Source organism: Hyunsoonleella aestuarii (assembly GCF_006148925.1).
Taxonomy (GTDB): Bacteria; Bacteroidota; Bacteroidia; order Flavobacteriales; family Flavobacteriaceae; genus Algibacter_D; species Algibacter_D aestuarii.
The window spans coordinates 554,837-577,872 of record NZ_VAWB01000001.1; the positions used below are offsets into that span (position 1 = coordinate 554,837).

The 23,036-nt window shown below is 32.3% G+C and carries 22 protein-coding genes; 13 read left to right on the forward strand and 9 right to left on the reverse strand.

Going from position 1 to position 23,036, the window contains the following annotated elements:
- Positions 1-9: 9 nt before the first annotated feature.
- Entirely contained in the window at positions 10-1,158 is a 1,149-nt protein-coding gene (locus tag FEF17_RS02685; RefSeq protein ID WP_139000825.1) for an aminotransferase class I/II-fold pyridoxal phosphate-dependent enzyme, read from the reverse strand.
- Between the two features lie 114 nt (positions 1,159-1,272).
- Between FEF17_RS02685 and FEF17_RS02690 the strand changes: the two genes are divergently transcribed.
- The 3 genes from FEF17_RS02690 to FEF17_RS02700 are packed head-to-tail and all read left to right on the forward strand — an operon-like array spanning position 1,273 to position 2,494.
- Positions 1,273-1,797, forward strand: coding sequence for a DUF2975 domain-containing protein (locus FEF17_RS02690; protein ID WP_139000826.1), 525 nt, complete (start codon positions 1,273-1,275; stop codon positions 1,795-1,797).
- Between the two features lies 1 nt (position 1,798).
- Positions 1,799-2,005 carry a helix-turn-helix domain-containing protein gene (locus FEF17_RS02695; protein WP_139000827.1) on the forward strand — a complete coding sequence of 69 codons (207 nt, stop codon included), beginning with the start codon at positions 1,799-1,801 and terminating at the stop codon, positions 2,003-2,005.
- A gap of 36 nt (positions 2,006-2,041) precedes the next feature.
- On the forward strand, positions 2,042-2,494 hold the full coding sequence (locus FEF17_RS02700; protein ID WP_139000829.1) for a DUF3157 family protein: 453 nt from the start codon (positions 2,042-2,044) through the stop codon (positions 2,492-2,494).
- 1 nt (position 2,495) lies between these two features.
- Here FEF17_RS02700 and dinB read toward each other — a convergent pair whose 3' ends face one another.
- Entirely contained in the window at positions 2,496-3,713 is a 1,218-nt protein-coding gene (dinB, locus tag FEF17_RS02705; protein WP_139000830.1) for a DNA polymerase IV, read from the reverse strand.
- On the reverse strand, positions 3,713-6,685 hold the full coding sequence (locus FEF17_RS02710; RefSeq protein ID WP_139000832.1) for a DNA polymerase III subunit alpha: 2,973 nt from the start codon (positions 6,683-6,685) through the stop codon (positions 3,713-3,715). The genes dinB and FEF17_RS02710 overlap by 1 nt, the downstream gene beginning before the upstream one ends.
- 77 nt (positions 6,686-6,762) lie before the next feature.
- Between FEF17_RS02710 and FEF17_RS02715 the strand changes: the two genes are divergently transcribed.
- The 5 genes from FEF17_RS02715 (at position 6,763) to FEF17_RS02735 (ending at position 11,542) form a co-directional block, all read left to right on the forward strand.
- A complete protein-coding gene (locus tag FEF17_RS02715; RefSeq protein ID WP_139000834.1) occupies positions 6,763-7,539 on the forward strand; it encodes an XRE family transcriptional regulator in 777 nt (258 codons plus the stop codon).
- Positions 7,540-7,657: 118 nt separating this feature from the next.
- Positions 7,658-8,629, forward strand: a complete 972-nt coding sequence (locus FEF17_RS02720) for a sensor histidine kinase (protein ID WP_246046775.1) — start codon at positions 7,658-7,660, stop codon at positions 8,627-8,629.
- 3 nt (positions 8,630-8,632) lie between these two features.
- Complete coding sequence (locus tag FEF17_RS02725; RefSeq protein ID WP_139000835.1) at positions 8,633-9,322, forward strand: LytR/AlgR family response regulator transcription factor; 690 nt, start codon at positions 8,633-8,635, stop codon at positions 9,320-9,322.
- A 30-nt stretch (positions 9,323-9,352) separates the two neighbouring features.
- On the forward strand, positions 9,353-10,495 hold the full coding sequence (locus FEF17_RS02730) for a methionine aminotransferase (RefSeq protein ID WP_139000836.1): 1,143 nt from the start codon (positions 9,353-9,355) through the stop codon (positions 10,493-10,495).
- A 267-nt stretch (positions 10,496-10,762) separates the two neighbouring features.
- Positions 10,763-11,542 carry an amidohydrolase gene (locus tag FEF17_RS02735; RefSeq protein WP_139002116.1) on the forward strand — a complete coding sequence of 260 codons (780 nt, stop codon included), beginning with the start codon at positions 10,763-10,765 and terminating at the stop codon, positions 11,540-11,542.
- Here the strand turns inward: FEF17_RS02735 and FEF17_RS02740 are convergent.
- Together FEF17_RS02740 and FEF17_RS02745 are read right to left on the reverse strand one after the other, a co-directional pair.
- Positions 11,532-13,142 (reverse strand): Ig-like domain-containing domain, encoded by a 1,611-nt coding sequence (locus FEF17_RS02740; protein WP_139000837.1) that lies wholly within the window; start codon positions 13,140-13,142, stop codon positions 11,532-11,534. The genes FEF17_RS02735 and FEF17_RS02740 overlap by 11 nt on opposite strands.
- 191 nt (positions 13,143-13,333) lie before the next feature.
- On the reverse strand, positions 13,334-14,056 hold the full coding sequence (locus FEF17_RS02745; RefSeq protein WP_344736738.1) for a ComF family protein: 723 nt from the start codon (positions 14,054-14,056) through the stop codon (positions 13,334-13,336).
- A 64-nt stretch (positions 14,057-14,120) separates the two neighbouring features.
- On the opposite strand from FEF17_RS02745, the gene FEF17_RS02750 reads away from it, so the two are divergent.
- Both FEF17_RS02750 and FEF17_RS02755 read left to right on the forward strand, forming a co-directional pair.
- The gene (locus FEF17_RS02750) at positions 14,121-15,662 is read left to right on the forward strand and encodes a glycine--tRNA ligase (RefSeq protein WP_139000838.1); all 1,542 of its coding nucleotides are present in this window, start codon (positions 14,121-14,123) and stop codon (positions 15,660-15,662) included.
- A 91-nt stretch (positions 15,663-15,753) separates the two neighbouring features.
- Entirely contained in the window at positions 15,754-16,575 is an 822-nt protein-coding gene (locus FEF17_RS02755; protein WP_139000839.1) for a DUF6503 family protein, read from the forward strand.
- Here the strand turns inward: FEF17_RS02755 and FEF17_RS02760 are convergent.
- Together FEF17_RS02760 and FEF17_RS02765 are read right to left on the reverse strand one after the other, a co-directional pair.
- Complete coding sequence (locus tag FEF17_RS02760; protein WP_139000840.1) at positions 16,565-17,032, reverse strand: Lrp/AsnC ligand binding domain-containing protein; 468 nt, start codon at positions 17,030-17,032, stop codon at positions 16,565-16,567. The genes FEF17_RS02755 and FEF17_RS02760 overlap by 11 nt on opposite strands.
- 99 nt (positions 17,033-17,131) lie before the next feature.
- Entirely contained in the window at positions 17,132-18,496 is a 1,365-nt protein-coding gene (locus FEF17_RS02765) for a saccharopine dehydrogenase family protein (protein ID WP_139000841.1), read from the reverse strand.
- A 112-nt stretch (positions 18,497-18,608) separates the two neighbouring features.
- Here FEF17_RS02765 and FEF17_RS02770 point away from each other — a divergent pair, with 112 nt between their 5' ends.
- Together FEF17_RS02770 and pckA are read left to right on the forward strand one after the other, a co-directional pair.
- Complete coding sequence (locus FEF17_RS02770; protein ID WP_139000842.1) at positions 18,609-19,010, forward strand: DUF423 domain-containing protein; 402 nt, start codon at positions 18,609-18,611, stop codon at positions 19,008-19,010.
- 58 nt (positions 19,011-19,068) lie between these two features.
- Complete coding sequence (gene pckA, locus FEF17_RS02775; RefSeq protein WP_139000843.1) at positions 19,069-20,685, forward strand: phosphoenolpyruvate carboxykinase (ATP); 1,617 nt, start codon at positions 19,069-19,071, stop codon at positions 20,683-20,685.
- Between the two features lie 86 nt (positions 20,686-20,771).
- Here pckA and FEF17_RS02780 read toward each other — a convergent pair whose 3' ends face one another.
- Entirely contained in the window at positions 20,772-21,521 is a 750-nt protein-coding gene (locus tag FEF17_RS02780; RefSeq protein WP_139000844.1) for a uroporphyrinogen-III synthase, read from the reverse strand.
- A gap of 23 nt (positions 21,522-21,544) precedes the next feature.
- The gene (locus FEF17_RS02785) at positions 21,545-22,192 is read right to left on the reverse strand and encodes a DUF4271 domain-containing protein (protein ID WP_139000845.1); all 648 of its coding nucleotides are present in this window, start codon (positions 22,190-22,192) and stop codon (positions 21,545-21,547) included.
- Positions 22,193-22,310: 118 nt separating this feature from the next.
- Here FEF17_RS02785 and FEF17_RS02790 point away from each other — a divergent pair, with 118 nt between their 5' ends.
- Positions 22,311-23,033, forward strand: a complete 723-nt coding sequence (locus FEF17_RS02790; protein WP_139000846.1) for a polyprenol monophosphomannose synthase — start codon at positions 22,311-22,313, stop codon at positions 23,031-23,033.
- Positions 23,034-23,036: the final 3 nt, after the last annotated feature.

A 23,036-nucleotide genomic window follows, 5' to 3' on the forward strand; every position in this document is an offset into this window, starting at 1 on the left:
ATGTGAAATTTAAACAAAAGTACTTAACAACCTTAAAACTTCTGACATTTCTTTTTTAGAATTATAGCTATGTAAGCAAAAACGCAAACGTTCAGAACCTTCAGAAATAGTCGGTGATAAAATGGGTTTAACATCAAATCCATAGTCTTGGAGTTTTTTGGCAATCAATTTAACCCTCTCGTTACCAGGAATAATACAACAATGTATGGCAGAATACGATTCAATAAAAATATCTTGAAATCCATTTATAATAATTTCATCTCTAAAAAAATCTATATTTCCTTTTAGTTTATAAATATTACTTGTAGAAATTAATTCGTGATAAGCAGCATGAATAGTTGCTAAACTATGTGGAGGCAATCCCGTAGTATAAATCAAACTACGCGAAAAATTTATTAAAAATTGTTTTAACTTTTCACTACCAAAAACAACTGCTCCATGACACCCCATGGCCTTCCCGAATGTTATGATGCGAGCAAAAACATCATTCTCTAACCCTAAATCTTGAATCATCCCCACTCCTTGTTTACCAAAAACTCCAGTAGCATGGGCTTCGTCCACTACTAAATGCGCTCCGAACCTTTGGCATAATTTTGAAAGTTCTAGTAAATTGGGAGAATCTCCATCCATAGAAAAGACAGATTCTGTGACGATATATATATCGATTTCATCAGGACTTCGACTCCGCTCAGTCTGACATTTTTGTTCTAGATCATTTAGGTTATTATGCTTGAATTTATAAGCTTTGGCATTGCTCATTTTTATACCATCTCTTATGGATGCATGTATAAATTCGTCATATAGAATGATATCATTGCGTTGCGGAATGCTCGAAAAAAAACCAACGTTAGCGTCGTAACCAGAATTATATACTAACGCGGTCTCACTATTATGAAAACTGGCAAGCATAGACTCTATAATGTTGTATAATTGATTATTTCCAGAAAGTAAGCGCGACCCTGTTGAACCATTTTGAATAATATTGTGTCCGACTAAATAATCGTGAGAATTCTGAAATATGGTTTTAGATTTTGCAAAACCTAAATAATCATTTGATGAAAAATCTATTAACCCGTTTTGATTATCGAGCTTCCGCAAAGCATTACTCGCCTTACGCTCCTCTAGTTTTTGCTGTAATTTTTTTGGTAAGTCTTTCATCCAAAAACAAATATAAATAATGAGTCCGGGATTAGGGATGTAAAATAATTTTAATTAAAGAATTATTGTTTTTCAATAATTTTTATATATTTGTTATCGTTAAACAATAATTAAATGAAAGACAACGCTAATATTTTAGCCTTTATCACGTGGGGAATTCTACTCTCTTCCGCTTCAATTTTAATTAGTGATATTAATCAGTTCGATTTTGATCAATTTAAAGAATTTCAAAATTGGGCAAAAACTGCCAATAAAAGCAACACTTGGTTTACATCTCAAAATGCTATTCAATGGAGTTATTATGCCATAAGTGCTGGATTGTTTTTTTGGAGAGGTTACCTTATATATGGTTTTTCTTATTTTTTATCCATTCTTAAGGAAATTGAAAAAGGAAATTATTTTAGTCATAAGAACATCAAGTATTTTAAAAAGATAGGAAACATTTTTATTTGGTACACCGTTAATGTTTTAGTGTTACGGTTTCTTTTGGCTTTAACAAACAATTCTACTTTTAACTTTTTTAACGAACTCAAAGCAGAGTTTACATTTTTAATCCCAGCGGGGTTAGCGTTTTATATTCTAGGCGATATCTTTAAACGCGCAAAGGAAACTGAAGAAGAAAACAAACTAACTATATAGTATGCCAATTATAGTAAACCTAGACATCATGCTTACCAAGCGTAACATGAAAAGCAAAGAACTAGCAGAAATTATTGGCATTACCACCGCTAACATGTCTATTTTAAAGTCGGGTAAAGCAAAGGCAGTTCGTTTTTCAACTTTGGAAGCTATTTGTAAAGCGTTAGATTGTCAACCTGGAGATATTTTAGAATTTATTGAGGATTAAAATTGTATTTTTGAATTCAATTTTAAAATAGTTGCTATGAAAACCTATTTGTCCCTTTTATTCTTCTTTATTATTACTTTAGGCTTCACACAAAACAATTATATTGTAAAAACTGACGATGGTAGACGCGTATTACTTAAAGCCGATTATACGTGGGAATACATAGACATGCAACCGCTTACTTTAGTGGACAGTGCAAAAGTTAAGAATATAGAACCATTAAAATCTAATTCCTGTAATGTTCCTACCAACTTTGAAGAACCTCAATTAAACAGGAAAATACAAGCGCAACTAAAAAAAGGACGCGCTACGATTGGCCATGTAAAAAAGAAAGTTGCCAAAGACCATAATTGCTCAGTTGAGGATGTTATTTTACTTTCAGCAAAAGAACAAAAAGCTAGAGATGTGTATTACTTCTGTGCTAATGGGACAAAGGTTACTTATAAACGTGTTGGTAATTCTATTGTAAAGGCGATTGATATTTTTTAAATTATTGTCGTCTATTAGCTAAAAGTGGTGGCGGCTCTCCAGTAAAAGGGTTCCATCGACTAATACTTTTAGCTTCCATTCCTGCTGCATTAATTACCGCTCTATCACCATAGCGTTCTCGCATTTTATCTATAGCTGTACTTAAATGTAAATGTTTTTCATTGTCTTCGAATAAATTTATTTGATGTCCGCCTTCTACCAAATGACTAAACTTTACGCCAATAAGTCGCACTAATAAACGCCTACTATATAACTTTTGAAACAAATCTAAAACCACAGGAATAATATTATGATCCATAGCGCTATATGGAATACGCTGTTGTTGGGTGTAAGTTTGAAAATCGGAATACCTAATTTTAAAAGTAATACAAGCAGTTAACTTATTACCACGACGTAATTGATATGCTAGATTTTCGGCCATAGCAATAATAATACCTCTTAGTTTGGTAACATCAGTAGTATCTTTATTAAACGTCCGCTCTGTTGAAATGGATTTACGTTCATGATATTGCACTACAGGGCTGTTATCTATACCATTAGCTTTTTTCCAAATACTTAAACCGTTTTTTCCTAATACCCGATGCATAAGCTGCATAGGCATTTCCTGAACCGTCTTTATACGTTTAATACCTAAATCGCATAAAGATTTGTACGTAACATTACCCACCATAGGAATTTTTTTTACCGAAAGCGGTCCTAAAAATGGTTTTTCGGCACCCTTTAATATCCTTATTTGATTATTTGGTTTGGCTTCGCCTGTAGCAATTTTGGAAACAGTTTTATTAATAGATAATCCAAAAGAAATAGGTAGTCCCGTTTCTTTTATAATACGTTGGCGTAATTCGGAAGCCAATTTATGACATCCAAAAAACTTATCCATACCTGTTAAATCTATATAAAACTCATCAATAGATGTTTTTTCATAAAGCGGAACACTTTCTTTGATTACATCGGTAACATCTTTTGAAAAATTGCTATAAATCCCAGAATTTCCACGAAGTACAATAGCTTCAGGACATAGGATTTTTGCCATACGCATAGGCATAGCTGAATGCACCCCAAACCTTCTAGCTTCGTAACTACAAGAAGCTACAACACCCCTATCTGAAGTACCACCAATAAGTACAGGTTTGCCAATTAACCTACTATCAAGCAAACGCTCGCAAGACACAAAAAATGTATCTAAATCCATATGTACAATGGCTCTATTATCTATCATTATGAAACTAACACTTTATTATTGTCTGCATATCTAGGGTCTTCAATAACCGCACATTTATACATGGATAACACTTCAATATTAATACAATCGAATTCTTCTAGTACCTTTCCCGTAATACTATAAACACCCTTTCCTCTAAATGGAAATTTACTAGCTACAGGTGGAAAATGAACGGTATCAATAAAATAACCCTCGTAATCTAAGAATGTTCCAAAGTGCATTTGTTTACCATTAGAAGTGGAGGTGTTCTTTGTAGTAATTAAATACCCTTTAATAGATACTACCTTTCCAATATAATTAGGTAAATCATTAGCTGTTAATTTAATCTCGAGTGACTTTTCCAAAAGCTTAAAAGGGTTGCACAACGAAAATCCTAATAGTTCTATTTCATCAAAAGCGTTTTCCAAGGTACTGCTAGGCAGTTCGGGAGTTTCGTAGTTTATTTTTTCCGTTTTAAAAAGCGTATTAACATGTGTTTCAAAGCTAGTTTTACTTATCTTTAAATGCGCTTCCCAAAGCAACTCTCGTTTATTAACATACGTAAATCTAAAAGCATCAATTTTTATAAGAATTGAAATTTGTTCAATTGAAATAGGTACGCGGTCTATAAAATCATCTAGGTTTTTAAATGCTCCTTTTTGCTGACGTTCTTCAATTAAATTCTTGATGGTTTTAGCTTCTAAAGCATGTAAAAACATAAAACCTAAGTAAATGGTTTTACCTATAATAATCGCTTGATTGAAACTAGTGTTAATACACGGTGCTTCTATAATACCACCATGCATTCTGGCCTCGTGTACATAGAGTTCGGTTCTGTAAAATCCACCAAAATTATTGATGGTCGCCACCATATATTCCAACGGATAGTAGGCCTTTAAAAAAAGGCTTTGGTAGCTTTCCACAGCATAAGATGCCGAATGCCCTTTAGCAAAGGCATAGCCAGCAAAACTTTCGGTTTGTCGCCACACTTCTGCAGTAAGTGCTTCGGATTTTCCGCTTTTTTTACAATTATCAAAAAACTGTTGCTTTACGGCCAAAAACTCACTGCGCGAACGGAATTTACCCGACATACCACGGCGCAGTTTGTCGGCCTGACCTAAATCCAAGCCTCCAAAAATATGGGCAACTTTAATTACATCTTCTTGATATACCATAACACCATAAGTTTCTGGCATGATATTAAGCAACACCGGATGTGCTTTTTTAATACGCTCTGGGTAGCGATGCCTTAAAATATATTCGCGCATCATTCCAGATTTTGAAACACCAGGACGAATAATAGAACTTGCAGCTACCAACCCTAAATAATCATCTACTTGTAATTTTTTAAGAAGCATACGCATTGCAGGAGATTCTACATAAAAACAGCCAATAGCTTTAGCGTTTCGCAATAAATATTTGATGCGTTTATCTTCTTTAAACCGTTTGATATCGTGAATATCAATAGGTGGTTTTTTAGGATGGTTATAGGCCACAATCTTAACGGCATCTTTAATTTTTCCCAAACCACGCTGGCTGAGGATATCGAATTTATAAAGCCCAATATCCTCTGCAACTACCATGTCAAAATGTGTAGTGGCATAGCCTTTGGGAGGCAAAAAAGTGGCAGTATAATAATGAATGGGGTTTTCCGAAATAATAATACCGCTTGCATGTATGCCCAGGTAATTGGGAAACCCTTGAATGTATTTACTATAGGTTAAGACAAGGCGAGACAGTTTATCTAAATCGTTAATATTATAACGCCCTCGGGTAAGCACGTCCATTTCAGCTTTTGGCAATCCAAAAACTTTCCCTAACTCGCGTACTGATGCTCTAAATTTAAAGGTATTATAAACCGCTAAAAGCCCTGTATTCTTAAAGGTTTTAAAAATAAAATCGGTAATATCATCCCTATCAGTCCATGAAAAATCAATATCAAAATCGGGAGGGTTTTTCCGGTAAAGGTTAATAAAACGCTCAAAATACAAGTCTAATTCTATAGGATCTACATCTGTAATTCTCAATAAATAGGCTACAATACTATTAGCGCCACTACCACGACCAACATAATAATAACCTTTGCCTCGAGCGTATTCTAAAATATGATGGTTAATTAAAAAGTAAGACACAAAATTTTGACTCTTAATAATTTTTAATTCTTTTTCTATACGATTATAAATAGCTTTATTAGGTTTGTCATAGCGGTATGGCAATCCTTTATAAGTCAAGGTCTTCAGTAATTTATAATCGGAATCTTCATTCTGGGTAAACGCTTTTTGATTGTTTGGAGTTTCTTGCGAAAAATCGAATGCAATATTGCAATCGTTTAAAATGGCAGAAGTATTACCCAAAATCTCAGGAAATTCCTCATAAATTTCACACAGCTCATGGTAAGGCAGCATACTATCTGTAGGTTTACCTTCTTCACTCTTTGGAAGTTTACTCAATAACGTATTGTTATCAATAGCACGCAACAAACGGTGGGTATTAAAATCCTTTTTTGTTTCAAAAGAAACTGTTTTTAGTACCACTAATTTACTTCGGAAGTTATTCCATTTGGAAAATTTAAGCGTATTGAGATCTTTAGGTTTAATTCCTAAAAATTCATTTTCTTTTAAATTAAAGTCACTATCTTTTTGATACGAATAAACAACATAGGTATGCTCTAATTCAGGTGCTCTTCCAGGTATTTTTAAGTTATTATTGTGTAGAAACCTTGATAAATAAGCATTTATATTCTGAAATCCCTCATTGTTTTTTGCAAGCAATACAAATTGCTGTTCTGCTCCATTTCTAAAATCGATACCCAATACAGGTTTTACATCATACTTTTTAGAAAGTCGCACAAAATCCAAACACGCCGATGTATTATTAATATCGGTTAATGCTAATGTTTGTACACCGTTTTTTGAGGCAATAGCAAGCAATTTTTCGGGCTTAATAGTACCATAGCGTAAGCTGTAATATGTGTGACAATTCAAATACATAGGATTAACAAAATTAGCTACTATTTGTAGTTTTTATTGCTTATATTTGTAGTAAATAGTGTTAAAATTAATTTCAGGTGAAGTATATTCAATCCAACATTAAGCATTTACGAGGGCTTAAGCGGTTTTCGCAAGAGCGATTTGCAGACGAACTAGGATGGTCACGTTCTATGGTAGGATCGTATGAAGAAGGACGCTCAGAACCACCAATTGACCGCTTGATAGAACTCTCAAACTACTTTGATATCCCTATAGATATTTTAGTAAAGAATGACTTAAGAAAAGCTACAGACACTTCCTTTATTGAAGTAGGTAATAAGCGTGTACTGTTTCCTATAACGGTAAATGAAGCCAATGAAGATTTAATAGAAATTATACCTACAAAAGCATCAGCAGGGTATTTGCAAGGTTATGAAGACCCTGAATATATAGAGCAACTTCAAAAAATAAAGCTCCCTTTTTTACCTACAGGAACACATCGAGCTTTCCCTATTAGTGGCGATTCTATGTTACCCGTAAAAGACGGCTCTTTTGTTGTAGCAAAATTTATAGATGACATTAATGAGGTAAAAAATGGCCGTACCTATATTGTGCTAACTAAGGATGACGGATTAGTATATAAACGCGTTTATATAAAAGATAACGAAACACTAACACTGAGGAGCGATAATAGGTTTTATAACCCATATGACGTTAAAAAAGAAAGCGTTTTAGAACTATGGGAATTCACTTGTTGTATTAATACTCAAGAATATGATGCTGATGAATTAAAACTAAGTAGCATTGCAACGCTATTTCAAGAACTTAATGTTGAATTAAAGTCAATTAAAAATTTAAACAACAGTTTATCTTAAAAATAATGTCACATTTTACATTAACACAGGCATAATTAAGCTGTTCGTATCTACAAACATGAATTTTGTACATATATTTTGATGATTAAAGCTTTTCTAGTTAATTTTCAAAAACGATATGCGCATTATCAATAAACATATTTCGCAAGCATTGGTTCACATTCTATTCTGGATGCTCTTTGTTTTTGTATCATTGTTTTTGTTTTCAGACTTCTACTGGAAAGAAAATCCTTTTCTTCAATACCTAGTACTTCTAGTAGTTATCGTTTACATTAATAACTTTTTACTACTGCCTTTTTTTGTTAGAAAGAAACTATATATACTTTACGTTTTCGTTTTTGCAGCCATTTCATTTTTAGCAACACAACTTTATTGCTATTCATTTGCCCAATGTGGATGCACCGTTTTTAAATGCCTAAGTGATTATTTGTGGCAATCTTTGGTCCCGCTTATATTCTTTTCTTTTGTATGGATATTGTATCGTTTTATTGACAAACAAGAAGAAGTAGAAACCATTAAAAAGCAGCATACCGAAATGGAATTGAAATTTTTAAAATCTCAAATAAATCCACATGTGCTATTCAATAATTTGAACACTATTTATTCATACGCATTAGAAAAACCCAAGGAAACCCCAGAGCTCGTTCTCATGCTTTCAGAAAATTTAAAACATGTTTTGTATGAAAGTAATGAGAAAACAATTTCACTAGAAAAAGAGATTCATTTTATAGATAATTACATAAAGTTTCAAAAAATAAGAACAGAAGGTATAAAGCAAATTAATTATTCTAAAACCATAGATACCATACAGCATTATATCGCTCCATTACTTTTAATCACAATCATTGAAAATGCATTTAAGCATAGCACTATCAACAGTACTGTTAATATACATATTGAAGTAATAAATGGTGTTTTAAATTTTACTTGCATAAACAATTTTGACAATGAAAAAGTAAACTCTTCAGATCTGAAAATTGGTTTACAAAACTTAGAAAAAAGATTAGAACTTATTTATAAAGACGCTTATACTTTGAACATAAATAAAACAGATCTATTTAAAGTGACCCTTAAACTTAATTTGAAATAGCACATGAATTGTATTATAGTTGAAGATGAAATTCCTGCGCAAAAAATTCTAAAAAGTTTTATTGCGAAAATACCTAGTATAAAATTAATCGCCACTTTTAAAGCCGCTATTGAAGCTAACGCATTCCTGAATAACAACACCGTAGACATCGTTTTTTTAGATATTAATTTACCTGATATGTCTGGATTAGATTTTATTAGGAGCATTAAAAATCCTCCTGCAATTATTATGACTACCGCATATCCCGAATATGCAGTAAATAGTTTTGAGCTAGATACCATTGTAGATTATTTGGTAAAACCATTTTCGTTTGATCGATTTTTAAAGGCCATTAACAAAACTAAGAACAGACTAGAGCCATCAAAAAATCCAATAGAAGAAAATGATGAAACCATTTTTTTAAACGTAGATAAAACACACCATAAAATAGTATTAAACAGTATTTTATATATTGAATCAGATAGAAATTATATTACTGTTGCCACGGAAGATCAAAGGCTGTCATATATTGATTCTTTAAAAAATTGGACTTTAAAACTCCCCGAAAGCCAATTTATTCAAGTGCATAAATCCTTTATTGTTAATAGTAAATTTGTGGACAAGATTTCGGGAAACACGCTTTTTATAAAGACAAATAAAATTCCCATTGGCAGGACTTACAAACAAGAATTGCTTAATAAATTAGGAGTGTAAATTTTATTAGAAGTCTGTATCTTTACGTTTATGCAGCATAATTCTAAACTTCCCAATGTAGGCACTACCATTTTTTCAACAATGAGTAAGTTGGCTAAAAAGCACAACGCTATAAATTTGTCGCAAGGGTTCCCTGATTTTGGCAGTGATCAAAAGCTTATTGATTTGGTAAACAATGCTATGAATTCTGGTTATAATCAATATGCACCAATGGCTGGTAATTTAGAATTACGTGAAGCCATATCTAAGAAAATGGAAATACTTTATCAATCTAGTTATCATCCAGAAAATGAAATTACCATAACCGCTGGTGCAACCCAAGCTATTTTCACCATAATAAACACATTCGTAAAACCAAAAGATGAAGTCATTATTTTTAAGCCCGCATACGACAGCTATCAACCTTCCATAGAACTCAATGGAGGCAAAGTAATTCCCATTCAACTTGAAACACCAAATTTTTCAATTGATTGGAATAACGTTAAACATCAGGTAAACGGGAACACCAAAATGATTATCATTAATACACCGCATAATCCATCGGGCATGGTGTTTTCACAAAATGATATGCTCCAGTTACAAAGCATCACTAAAGACACCAACATTGTTGTATTGAGTGACGAAGTTTATGAACATATGATTTATGATGATGAAAAACATCAAAGCGTTTGCTTATTCCCAGATTTAAAATCTAGAAGTTTTGTTGTTGCGTCATTCTGTAAAACGTTTCATAATACGGGATGGCGCGTTGGGTATTGCTGTGCACCAAAAGAACTTATGGACATGTTCATGCAAATACATCAATTTAATGTGTTCTGTGTGCATCATCCCACCCAAAAGGGCATTGCCGATTACTTGCAAGAACCAAAACATTATTTGAGACTTTCAGAATTCTACCAGAAGAAAAGAGATTTGTTTTTAAACCTAATTAAAGATTCTAAATTTAATTTTAAACCATCGAAAGGCACCTATTTTCAAATACTAGATTATTCTGAAATCACTGAAGAGTACGATCTTTATTATGCCAAACGACTAACTATAAAATCGAGACTTGCATCTATTCCTTTATCTGTATTTAATGAGAACAATTTAGATAATAAGGTATTGCGATTTTGTTTCTCTAAAAAAGATGACACTTTAAAACAAGCTGCCGAAATTTTATGCAATATTTAACTAACTTTAGAGATGTTTTTGTTTCCTACACATAATCGTAAAATTATAAAACAAAAATATTAGAGTTTTCATATTAGTTTTTTTTAATGTAGGATTGTTAAATAACTCACAAGACGTAATTTTTAACAATACTGCATATAAAGTAAAAAAAGATAAAAATTTTTAAGGTGATAAAGCAAATTGTCACAAGAAAATGAAGCTATAGGCTAGAGAAATATGAAAAATCTTGTGATAAAAAAAATAGACTCAAAAAAGTATAATCAATATATGCAGGAGCAGCTTAAAATAGCACTAATTCAATCGGGTTTAGTTTGGGAAAACCCAGAGCAAAACCGTATAAATTTCTCCAAAGAGATTGACAACATTGATGATGTTGTCGACATAATTGTCCTTCCAGAAATGTTTGCAACTGGATTCACCATGAACGCTTCCAAAGTTGCAGAGACTATGAATGGAAAGACTGTTATTTGGATGCATGAACAAGCTGTGAAAACCAAAGCTGTAATTACTGGTAGTTTAGTCATAAAAGAAAACAGCAAGTATTACAATAGACTACTTTTTGTTGAACCATCGGGGTATATATCAACATACGATAAGCGACATACCTTTACTCTTGTAGGCGAAGACAAAATTTACACTGCTGGTTCAAAAAAGGTGATTATTACCTACAAAGGATGGAAAATACGCCCTTTAATTTGTTATGACTTACGATTCCCTGTTTGGACACGAAATGTAGCAGATTATGACGTTTTATTATACGTAGCCAATTGGCCTAAACCTAGAATTTCAGCATGGGACACTTTATTAAAGGCGCGTGCTATAGAAAACATGAGTTATTGCATAGGTGTTAATCGAGTAGGTTTAGATGGAATGAATAGCGAATATTCTGGTCATTCCGCAGTCTACGATGTTTTAGGGAATTGCATAACTTCATTTAAACCAAACAAAGGACATACTGAAACTGTTACTTTAGAGAAAAGCCATATTCATGCTTATAGAAATAAGCTTAAGTTTTTAGAAGATAGAGATAGTTTTACTATCGAATAAACTGAAGTGTTTCTATGAGCCCCCAATCTGCTCGAACTTCTTCAGACATTTCAAAATGACTTACCCGTTCAGGTTGAATTTTTTTTAGGAAGTTACCCGTATCATATTTTTTATTTCCGTTTGAATCAAAAATTACCCGCACAAAATATTTACCGGGATTTACATTTAAAAAATCTAGGGGTTTATTTTCGGTAGCATAACGCTCATCTTTCACCTCTCCCTTAGCATCTGTTAATTGAACAATTAGAGGGTAGACTGCATTAACCATGTTAAAACGTATATATCCAAAATCAGATATTCTCTTTGTGCTAACAGAATAGTTTAATGAATCATTCTTTACATCAAAAAAGCCAGTAAAAGCCTCAGGCAGTATTTCAATATTATACTTATTCGCTTCGGTCTTTTCAAAATCTAAAATAAACGTGTTGAAAATACTATCAAGTTTTGAATTAAAAGCAACTTTTGTTGAATCTTTATCTAAAATGGTGATTTTGGAAGCATCAATATTCTTAAAAGGCGTACTTCCAAAGATTCTAAAAGGTTCATCATAGCCTATATTCCCAGATGGTGAAGGCGTGAGCATAAGAGAGTCTCTCTTTTGTTCGCTAATTCTGGCCGTAAACTCTTTTTCAAAAGTTGGATGCGAGACTTTAAAAATTAATGAATCTACCTCTTGTCTTGGTGCATACCAATAATAAAGGGAATCGGTTTCTTTATCCTTTGTTATACTATAAGTAAAATCTTCTGACACTTCAGATAGTAATTCTATTTTCATGTCTTTATAGTCACCTTCATACCCAAAAACAATCTTCTCTCCAGAGATTAATTTTGGTCTCACAGCTTTAAAATCTAAATCTTCTTTAAAAAGCTTTAATGTATGCAAAGAATCTTTCGTTGGAACATATATAAGTTCATCATAATACCCTATTTGATCCGTCTTTTGCTGAAATTTATTATCACCATTTGAATCCTTTAACGCTACCAACAAATACTTCCCTTCTTTAACATTTTCAATGGTAAAAGTGGTTAAACTATCCAGCGTATTTGTAATGTACTTAGGTGTTTCTTTGTAAACAATAGAATCTCTAAACGTAGAATCTACTTCATATAAAGCCACAGAAACAAAAGTCTCAGGCTCTCGTTTTATAGCATCAACAATATTTCCTTTCACCTTAAGAGAATCTATATAATCACCTGTTGAAAAAACATATCTATAATAAGAGAATGGATTCCCTTCATTGTTATCTTGAATACTATTCCCAAAATTAAAAGCATACGTTGTATTGGGTTGCAGCGTATCGTAAATTTTAATGGTTATTTCTCTACTAGCACTTCCGATTGGCTTTATTTCTGGTTGAGTAACCATTGGGGGAGAAATAATAAGTTGCTTTTGTATATCCTTTAACTTAACAAATTCATTGAAGGTTATTTTTATTTCATTACCATTAAAATTTATGGAATAGTTTTCTGGTTCAGATTTTACTATCTCAGGTGGTGTTTCATCTTTTGGTCCTCCTTCTGGTGTGCCACGGTTAGCACAATTAATAAAAATGAGTCCTATTATAAAAGCTAAAATAAAATTTGAAAGGATCTTACGCATCAACAATTTTAAATTTCCAGCAAAAGTACATGATTTTTTTTGTTCTGAAATTCTTAAAAACAGAATGAAAAAAATCATGTACTAACAAAGCGGTAACTGAAGTGGAACAAAATTTTGTGTTTTTTTTAAAGCAAAATTTGGTTCTTCACAGAAGAAACCTACATAATTTTACAGATATAACGAGCAACTCTTTAGGCTATTGCAATAACAGCAATACTAACTTTAACATCCGTAGCTTGATTTAAGATATTTACACAAGCTTCTAAGGTAGCTCCTGTGGTAATAATGTCATCTACAAGAAGAATATGCTTGTTTTCAATTAGGTTTATATTTTGAAGGGTAAAAACCTCATCACTTTCATTCCACCGTGCAAAACGTTTTTTACTTACCTGTGACTTCGTATTTGTAATCTTTAATAGAACATTATCAACATATGGAACATCTAAAGACTCGGCTATTTGTTTTCCGAATTTTGAAACCTGATTATATCCTCTTTTCTTAAGTTTCTTTTTATGAAGTGGAACTGGAATAACCAAATGTACATCTTTGTAGTCTTCTATAGTTTGTAACTCACCTCCTAACCAATTACCTAAAACATAACCAATTTTTTCGTAACCCTTATATTTAAGACCATGTATAAGCTGTTGAACAGTACTTTTTTTTTCAAACCTAAATAAGGCTGTCGCATGTTCAACTTTAACTCGTCCATAAAAAACCTTTAAAACATTATTATCATTGTTAAAATGAAAATTGGTGACTGGTAAATCGTGTCTACAATAAAGACAAATTGTATCTTGATTATCCTCCAACAAATTAAGACAAGCATAACATATTTTAGGAAAGAATAAATTAACCAAAGATTGCAGCATAGTTTGATAAGGTACAGCTTTGTAAACATAAATAAAAAATAACACATTCAAGCACTAATTTTTAACGAACAAGGCTTTTAGTTTCGGGTGGTTTTTTATTTTTGCACTTATGGCAAATCAAGACGATCAATTTAAGAAGGTAATATCGCATGCAAAAGAGTACGGATACGTATTCCAAAGCAGCGAAATTTATGACGGTTTAAGTGCAGTTTACGACTACGCTCAAAACGGAGCAGAATTAAAAAAGAATATACGCGACTATTGGTGGAAAGCCATGGTACAGATGAATGAAAATATAGTTGGTATTGACGCTGCTATTTTTATGCATCCAACCACATGGAAAGCGTCAGGACATGTTGATGCTTTTAACGATCCTTTAATTGATAATAAAGATTCTAAAAAACGCTATAGAGCCGATGTTTTAATAGAAGACTATTGCGCGAAAATTGAAGCCAAAATTGATAAGGAAGTTAATAAAGCAGCGAAACGTTTTGGTGATGCTTTTAATAAAGAGGAATTCTTATCTACTAATGGACGTGTTTTAGGTTATCAAGAAAAAATAAATCATACCCTTTCTAGAATGGCAAAATCTTTAGAAAATGAAGATTTAGCTGATGTGAAAGCACTTATTGAAGAATTAGCAATTGCCGATCCATTAACAGGAAGTAAAAACTGGACAGATGTTAAGCAGTTTAACCTTATGTTTGGAACAAAACTAGGCGCTTCTGCTGACAGTGCTATGGATTTATACTTGAGACCTGAAACTGCTCAAGGTATATTCGTTAACTTTTTAAATGTTCAAAAAACAGGACGGATGAAAATCCCTTTTGGGATTGCACAAACGGGTAAAGCTTTTAGAAATGAAATCGTTGCAAGACAATTTATTTTTAGAATGCGTGAGTTTGAACAAATGGAAATGCAATTCTTTATTAAACCAGGTACACAACAAAAATGGTATGAGCATTGGAAAGAAACCAGACTTAAATGGCATTTATCGCTTGGTATGGGTGAAGACAATTACCGTTTTCATGACCATGAAAAATTAGCTCATTATGCCGATGCCGCTGCCGATATTGAATTTAAATTCCCTTTCGGATTCAAAGAACTAGAAGGTATTCACTCTAGAACAGATTTCGATTTAAAAGCGCATGAGGAATATTCTGGTAAGAAACTGCAATATTTCGATCACGAAGATAATGCAAGCTATACTCCTTACGTTTTAGAAACTTCCATTGGTTTAGATCGTATGTTTTTAGCCGTTTTTTCAAATTCACTTCAAGACGAAGCTTTAGAAAATGGCACAACAAGAACTGTTTTAAAATTACCAAGTGTACTTGCTCCAATTAAAGCAGCTGTTTTACCTCTTGTTAAAAAAGATGGTTTACCAGAAATTGCTCGTAAAATTATTGAAGAACTTAAATGGGATTTCAACGTTGTGTATGATGAAAAGGATGCTGTTGGAAGACGTTACCGAAGACAAGATGCCAATGGTACACCTTTTTGTATTACGGTAGACCATAATACTTTAGAAGACCATACGGTTACCATTCGTCATAGAGACTCTATGGAACAAGAACGCGTGAAAATTGAAGACCTTCGAGATATTATTAAGAAAGAAGTAGATGTTCGTTCTTGGTTGATGAAGATGTAAAATTCTTTTTAATTTTTTTTAGACTGTAAGGAATAAGCTTTTTTTCATACAAAGTAAATAGTTAAAAACATCTTTATTCAATCGACCAGTTATGAAACTATCTTTAAAAAATGCTACCATAAAGGCGGTAGCCCTAATTATTACTACAACATTTCTTTTTTCCACTGAAATTAATGCACAAAAAGGTGATGAAAAATCATTAGAAATTATTGATGCCTTGTTAAAGGAGAATGGTGGATATAAGCACTTAGCATCGAAGAAAGATGTCCAATTTAGTTATTTATATGACAATTTTGATGCGGGAAAAGATGTGTCTTTAGAGCGTCATATTTTCCATGGCGAGCACTCTTGGGGAGAATACAAACACCATGAAAGAAATGTGCTACCAAAACAAGCTGGAATCGCTGTACAATCTTTAGTTCATGGAGAGCCAGCATTGGCTTTAAACGGTAAAGAAATAAAGGATGAAAAGGCTATTGAAGGTACTATTTTTTTACGCAAAGTAAACTTTTATTGGTTTACCATGATGTATAAACTAAAGGATCCTGGAACAAATTATAAACATTTAGGAACTGAAAAAGTGAACAACATCCAATATGATAAAGTAAGTTTAAAATATGATGCGAGTATTACTAAGAAAGAAAAAAATGATAAATATATTTTATATTTTAATCCAGAGACCCATTTAGTAGATTGGTTTTATTTTTCTTTACCAGATTGGGGCATTAACGATCCCATTTTAAAAATGACATTAGAGTATGAAAAGGTTGATGGAGTTTATATTTCTACGGTTAGAAAATCTTATGCGCCAAATGAAAAAGGTGAATATCAATTAAATGGACAATACATTTTTAGTGAAATAAAATTCAACAATGGTTTTAAGCCAGAAGATTTTAAATTACCTAAATCTTAATTTGTCGTTCTATTTGCTGATCCAAAGAAATAAATGTTTCTGTTCTTGCCACACCCGTAATACCTTGAAGTGTGTTTAATAATTGCATGAGATGATCATTATTTCGGCATAAAACTTTTAAAAATACGTTCCAATTACCTGTTGTATAGTGGCATTCTAAAACTTCTGGAACACGCTTTAGTAATTTAATAATTAACGGTGCATCGGCTGCCTTATCAAAATAAACACCAACAAACGCCATAGTATTAAAACCTAATACTTTTGGTTCTACAATAAACTTTGAACCCGAAATTAACCCAGACTTTTCTAGTTTCCGTAATCTTTGATGTATTGCCGCACCAGAAATACCAACATTACGAGCTATCTCTAAAATTGGAGTTCTCGCATCGGCCATTAAGGTTCTAAGGATTTTCTTATCAATACCATCTATAGTTATTGTTTTGGATTTTCTCTTCATTACTATTTTAATTTGAAACTAAAAATAGTTATTTAACCCGAAATTGAAATATTAACTTATAAAAAATGGCAATAATTATATTGAAAGCAAAATATTGATCTAATTATTCAAAGGATTATACCCCAAATAAGGCACCTCTTTTTCATTAAATGAAATCCCAAAAGTTTGAAGTTCTTTCAAAATCGGCTCATAAACCTCATTTGTAATTGGTATTTGAACACCAGGTGTAGTAATCTCTTTATTTAATATAGCCAAAGTCGCAATAGCAACCGGCAAACCAACTGTTTTAGCCATAGCTGTATAGGTTTGGTTTTCTCCGAGAACAACCATATTCGAATCAATCTGATATTTTTTACCATGTAGCTCGTATCCAAATTTATGGTACATGACTATCATGTCTTTATCATCTTGATTAAGTGTCCAACTGTCCATTAAGATTTTTTGAAGAATTTGAGCCGGTGTAGCACATTTTAATTCTACGCGTTTATTTGGATTAAAAATGTCAAGTTCTTCAAGTTTATCCCAAACAATATCATCTTGATCTATTTTAAGCGCATGTCTTAACTTGAGTTCTACCGAATCTGTATGACTGTATGGCAAAAATGCATTTACAAAGTCGCGATAGCTCATATTTTCGCTGTCATCAATCGTGTAACTATCATCAGTCATTCCTAGAATAACAAAAATATTCCAAGCGCGACTAAAACCAACACGTCTCATGGTTCCACGATATAAAGTTTTGACATTATCTAATCCATATACACTTTGATATTTCAATGAATCTCTATTGGCATAAGCTTCAAAACGACCAAAACCTTCAATATCTAAAAACTCCGTTCGCCTAAATAATCTGTGATAAGGAATATATTTATAAGTACCTTCCTGTAAAAATTTAGCAGCTCCACCCTGTCCTGCTGTAACAACATTTCTGGGATTCCAAGTAAATTTATAATTCCAAAGGTTAGTATCGCTTTCTGGAGCTACAAGTCCTCCTGTAAAAGATTCAAACAAAATAATGTTACCACCTTTATCACGAATACTATCTAAAACCTGCATAGCACTCATATGATCTATGCCTGGATCTACACCTATTTCATTCATTAAAATAAGTCCTTTAGATCTAGCTTCTTCATCCAAGGCTTGCATTTCCTTACTAACATAAGATGCTGTTACCATGTTTTTCCCATAAGCTAAACAATCTTTTGCTACTTCAATATGAAAGCGAGCAGGAAGCATGGAAACTACAATATCTGTTCTTTTAATAGCTTCAGATCTTGAACTAGCATCAAACACATCCAACTTTAAACATTCTGCATTTTTATGATTACCGATTAACATCTTAGCATTGTCGATATTTAAATCTCCTACAGTAATAAAAAGATTCTCAGAAGTCGACTTTTCCATTAAATATTTTAAAAGATATGAGGATGATTTTCCAAAACCTATAATTAAAATTTTTCGCATTTCGAGTTTAGTTGAGTAATTTTGTTTTAAGTAATTAAGCAATCCAATCTGCTTTCAATTTTACGAATTTAATAAATAAAAAAAGGATTTATTACGAATAATTTATGGAAATATGAACAAAATAATATTAATTACTGGATCAATTTTTGGGTTTCTAGGAATAATTATTGGTGCCTTTGGAGCTCATGCATTAAAGCCATTAATTTCATTTGAAGCTCAACAAACATTCGAAACTGGTGTGCGTTATCAAATGTATCATGCAATTTTATTACTATTTGTTGGAAGCACAGTATTAATTCATCAAAAGACTAAAAAAACAATGTTTTACTTAATTCTAATTGGTGTGTTGTTTTTCTCTGGATCTATATACGGTCTATCAACAAATACATTAACAAGTTTCGACTTTAAATCCATAGGATTCATAACACCCATAGGTGGAGCGTTATTAATATTTGCATGGCTAATTATGTTTATGAATTTCTTAAAAAACACCTCTAAAAATGATTATAAATAATGAATGTATTAAAATAATAGTATTAATTTTGCATGATAAATAATTTATAATCAAAAGTATGGAAAATTACGGCCAACTTACGAAAACGATTTCGTTGGAAAATTACGGAATTAAAAATGCAAAAATTAATTATCAATTATCCCCAGAAGAATTACACAACATCACCATTGAGAAAGGGCAAGGTGTAGAAGCATCATCGGGTGCTTTAGCAGTTAATACAGGCGAGTTTACTGGGCGCTCTCCCAAAGACCGATTTATTGTAAAAGATGATATTACTAAAAATCATGTTTGGTGGGGTGATATTAACATTCCATTTGAAGCTACAAGATTTGACAAGCTTTACCAAAAGGTTGTAGATTATTTATCTAACAAAGAAATATTTGTTCGTGATAGTTATGCGTGTGCAGATGATAACTATAAATTAAACATTCGAGTAATTAACGAATATGCTTGGAGTAATCAATTTGCTTACAACATGTTTTTAAGACCCACCGAAGAAGAATTAGAAAATTTTGAAACTGATTGGCTTGTTGTTAACGCTCCAGGTTTTATGGCTAATCCAGAATTAGATGGAACAAGACAGCATAATTTTGCCATTCTAAATTTTACAAAAAAAATTGCTTTAATTGGAGGTACTGGTTACACTGGCGAAATTAAAAAAGGTATTTTTTCAGCATTAAATTTCATTCTTCCTGTCGAAAAAAACACTTTACCCATGCACTGCAGTGCTAATGTGGGTAAAGATGGTGATACAGCAATTTTCTTTGGACTTTCTGGAACAGGAAAAACAACGCTTTCTACAGATCCTAATAGAAGCTTAATTGGTGATGACGAACATGGATGGACTAATGAAAATTCGGTTTTTAATTTTGAAGGGGGTTGCTATGCCAAAGTAATCAATCTTTCAAGAGACAAGGAACCAGAAATTTACGATGCCATTAAAAAAGGTGCTATCCTAGAAAATGTTATTTTAGATTCTGAAGGTCACGTAGATTTTGAAGACACTTCTATCACGCAAAACACTAGAGTAAGCTACCCTATTGACCACATTGAAAATATAAAAGTACCGTCTACAGGTAAAAACCCAAAGAATATATTCTTTTTAACAGCTGACGCCTTTGGCGTTATTCCTCCTATTTCAAAGTTGACTCCCAGTCAAGCTGCATATCACTTTATTTCAGGATATACCGCCAAGGTTGCAGGTACTGAAGCCGATGTTAAAGAACCTCAACCATCTTTTTCAGCATGTTTTGGCGCTCCATTTATGCCTCTGCACCCTGGAAAGTATGCAGAAATGTTAAGCCAAAAAATGATTGAAGCGGGTGTAAACGTATGGCTGATTAATACAGGATGGACTGGTGGTCCTTACGGCATTGGTAAGCGCATGGAGTTAAAGTATACACGCGCCATGATTAATGCTGTACTAAATGGTGATTTAGGTTTATATAATTATGACGATTATCACATCCATTCAGTATTTGGAGTAGCACAACCCAGAACCTGCCCTGGAGTTCCAACAAGTGTTTTAAGTCCGAGAGCTACATGGAATGATGACGAAGCTTATTACACCACAGCTTTTAAATTAACGAATGCATTTAGAGAAAACTTCAAAAAATATGAAGCTCATTGCACGGAAGAAATTCGAAGAGGTGGTCCACAACGTTATGCATTCTAGTATTTTAATTAAAATTATAGACTAATTCAAATAAAAAAAGCGATTTCGTTATTTCGAAATCGCTTTTTTTATTTGAAGGAATTAAACTATTTCCCTTTATTTACTTTATCTATATACTTCTGTAACGCCATGGTCATTGATGGTGTTTCTGGCGTTGGTGCAGCAATATCTACTCGCAGACCTTTTTCTTCAACAGCCTTTATAGTTGTATTTCCAAACACGGCAATGCGTGTTTCATTTTGTTTAAAATTCGGGAAGTTTTTAAATAACGATTCTATCCCAGATGGACTAAAGAACACTAATACATCATAATAAACATCCGCTAAATCAGACAAATCACTAACAACCGTCTTGTAAAAAGTAGCCTGTTTCCAATCAACGCCCAAAGCATCTAATGTTTGTGGCACCAGAGGCTTAACCTTATCAGTATTTGGTAATAAGAATTTTTCGTCTTTATACTTTTTAATAAGTGGTGAAAGTTCAGCAAAAGTACGCTTACCAACATATATTTTACGTTTTCTATAAACCACATATTTTTGTAAATAATACGCTACAGCTTCAGACTGACAAAAGTACTTCATGGTATCCGGTACTTTAAAACGCATTTCTTCGGCGATTCTAAAAAAATGATCTACTGCATTTCTACTTGTAAGAATAATGGCAGTATAGTTATTCAAATCGATTTTTTGGTGTCTAATTTCTTTTGCAGAAACACCTTCGACATGAATAAAGGGTCTAAAATCAATCTTAACCTTTTGCTTTTCTTGTAGGTCGAAATAAGGAGAATTTTCTATTTTAGGTTCCGGTTGAGAAACCAAAATCGTTTTCACTTTCATAAATAGCAAGTAGTTTTGTTCAATTAATTCGAAACAAAAACCTTATATAAAACAATATAAGGTGCGATTTCGAGAGCGCAAAGATACAAAATAAAATAGAAAATGTTATTTTTTATTAAACTTTGATGCGTTTTAAATGAAGTAATTAACCCGATAATATTAACCAATAACAATGCTCCTCCAATAACATAAAATAAAGCAAGCGATGGCACCAAAGTAAAAATTAAAAAAGCGTTTACTATAAGTAATATTAGACCTAAATAATTCTTGTAAGTAATTTTTTGAAACAAATATTCATCTATTAATTTATCGATTTCAAATAAACTACCAATGAGCCTTTCTATAAGAACTTTTATTAATAAATACGCACCTATCCCAAACGCCAGTTTGAATAATAAGTTTATTGAAATTCCAGAAGTACCAGTTAAGTACTGATAAAGAATAAAAATAAAAATTGCAGAAGAAATAACTAAGTTGGTAAATAATAAGGCATCAAACCTATCAAAAAACTTCTGTTCTCGAGCGTAAATTTTAAGATATTTAGATCGCCCAAAAACGAATACAAAATCACTAAATCGCTTCGGAGACAGTAATTTTGCCATGGCAACTATAAGTAAACTGGCAATTATTAATATGGTAAAGAATTCATTTGAGGAGACAGCACGAATCATAGGATAAAATTATTATAAATATTTAATTATTACCCAATTATTAAGGAATATTTAAAATAAATAATCGGCTAATAGTTTACATTTGTTAAAAATTTTCTAGTCAAAATTATATAGACAAATGCAGAATTCTGTTGTCATTATTCCAACATACAACGAAATTGAAAATATCGAAGCGATAATTAAAGCTATATTTTCTGAGTCTAACGACATCCATGTTCTTGTTGTTGATGATAATTCTCCGGATTTAACTGCATTAAAAGTAAAAGAATTACAAGAGCCTTACAGTGATAGACTTTTTTTAGAAATTCGTAAGGAGAAATCTGGTTTAGGAACAGCATACATACATGGTTTTAAATGGTGTTTAGAGCGTTCTTATGAATACATTTTTGAGATGGATGCCGATTTTTCACATAACCCAAAGGATTTAATTCATTTGTATAATGCATGTAAAATAGACGGATCAGATTTAGCCATTGGGTCACGTTATGTCACTGGAGTTAATGTTGTTAATTGGCCTATGAGTCGTGTGTTAATGTCCTATTTGGCTTCAAAATATGTGCGTTTAATTACTGGAATGAAAATACACGATACTACAGCTGGTTATGTTTGTTACAAACGAATGGTATTGGAGTCGCTTGACTTGGATAAAATTAAATTTATAGGCTACGCTTTTCAAATAGAAATGAAATTTAAAGCTTATTTGAAGAAGTTCAAAATTATTGAAGTTCCTGTTATTTTTACAGATAGAACGAAAGGAGAATCTAAATTGAGTTCTGGTATAATATCTGAAGCTATTTTTGGCGTTATTTCAATGAAACTTAAAAGCGTATTTAAAAAGTAAACG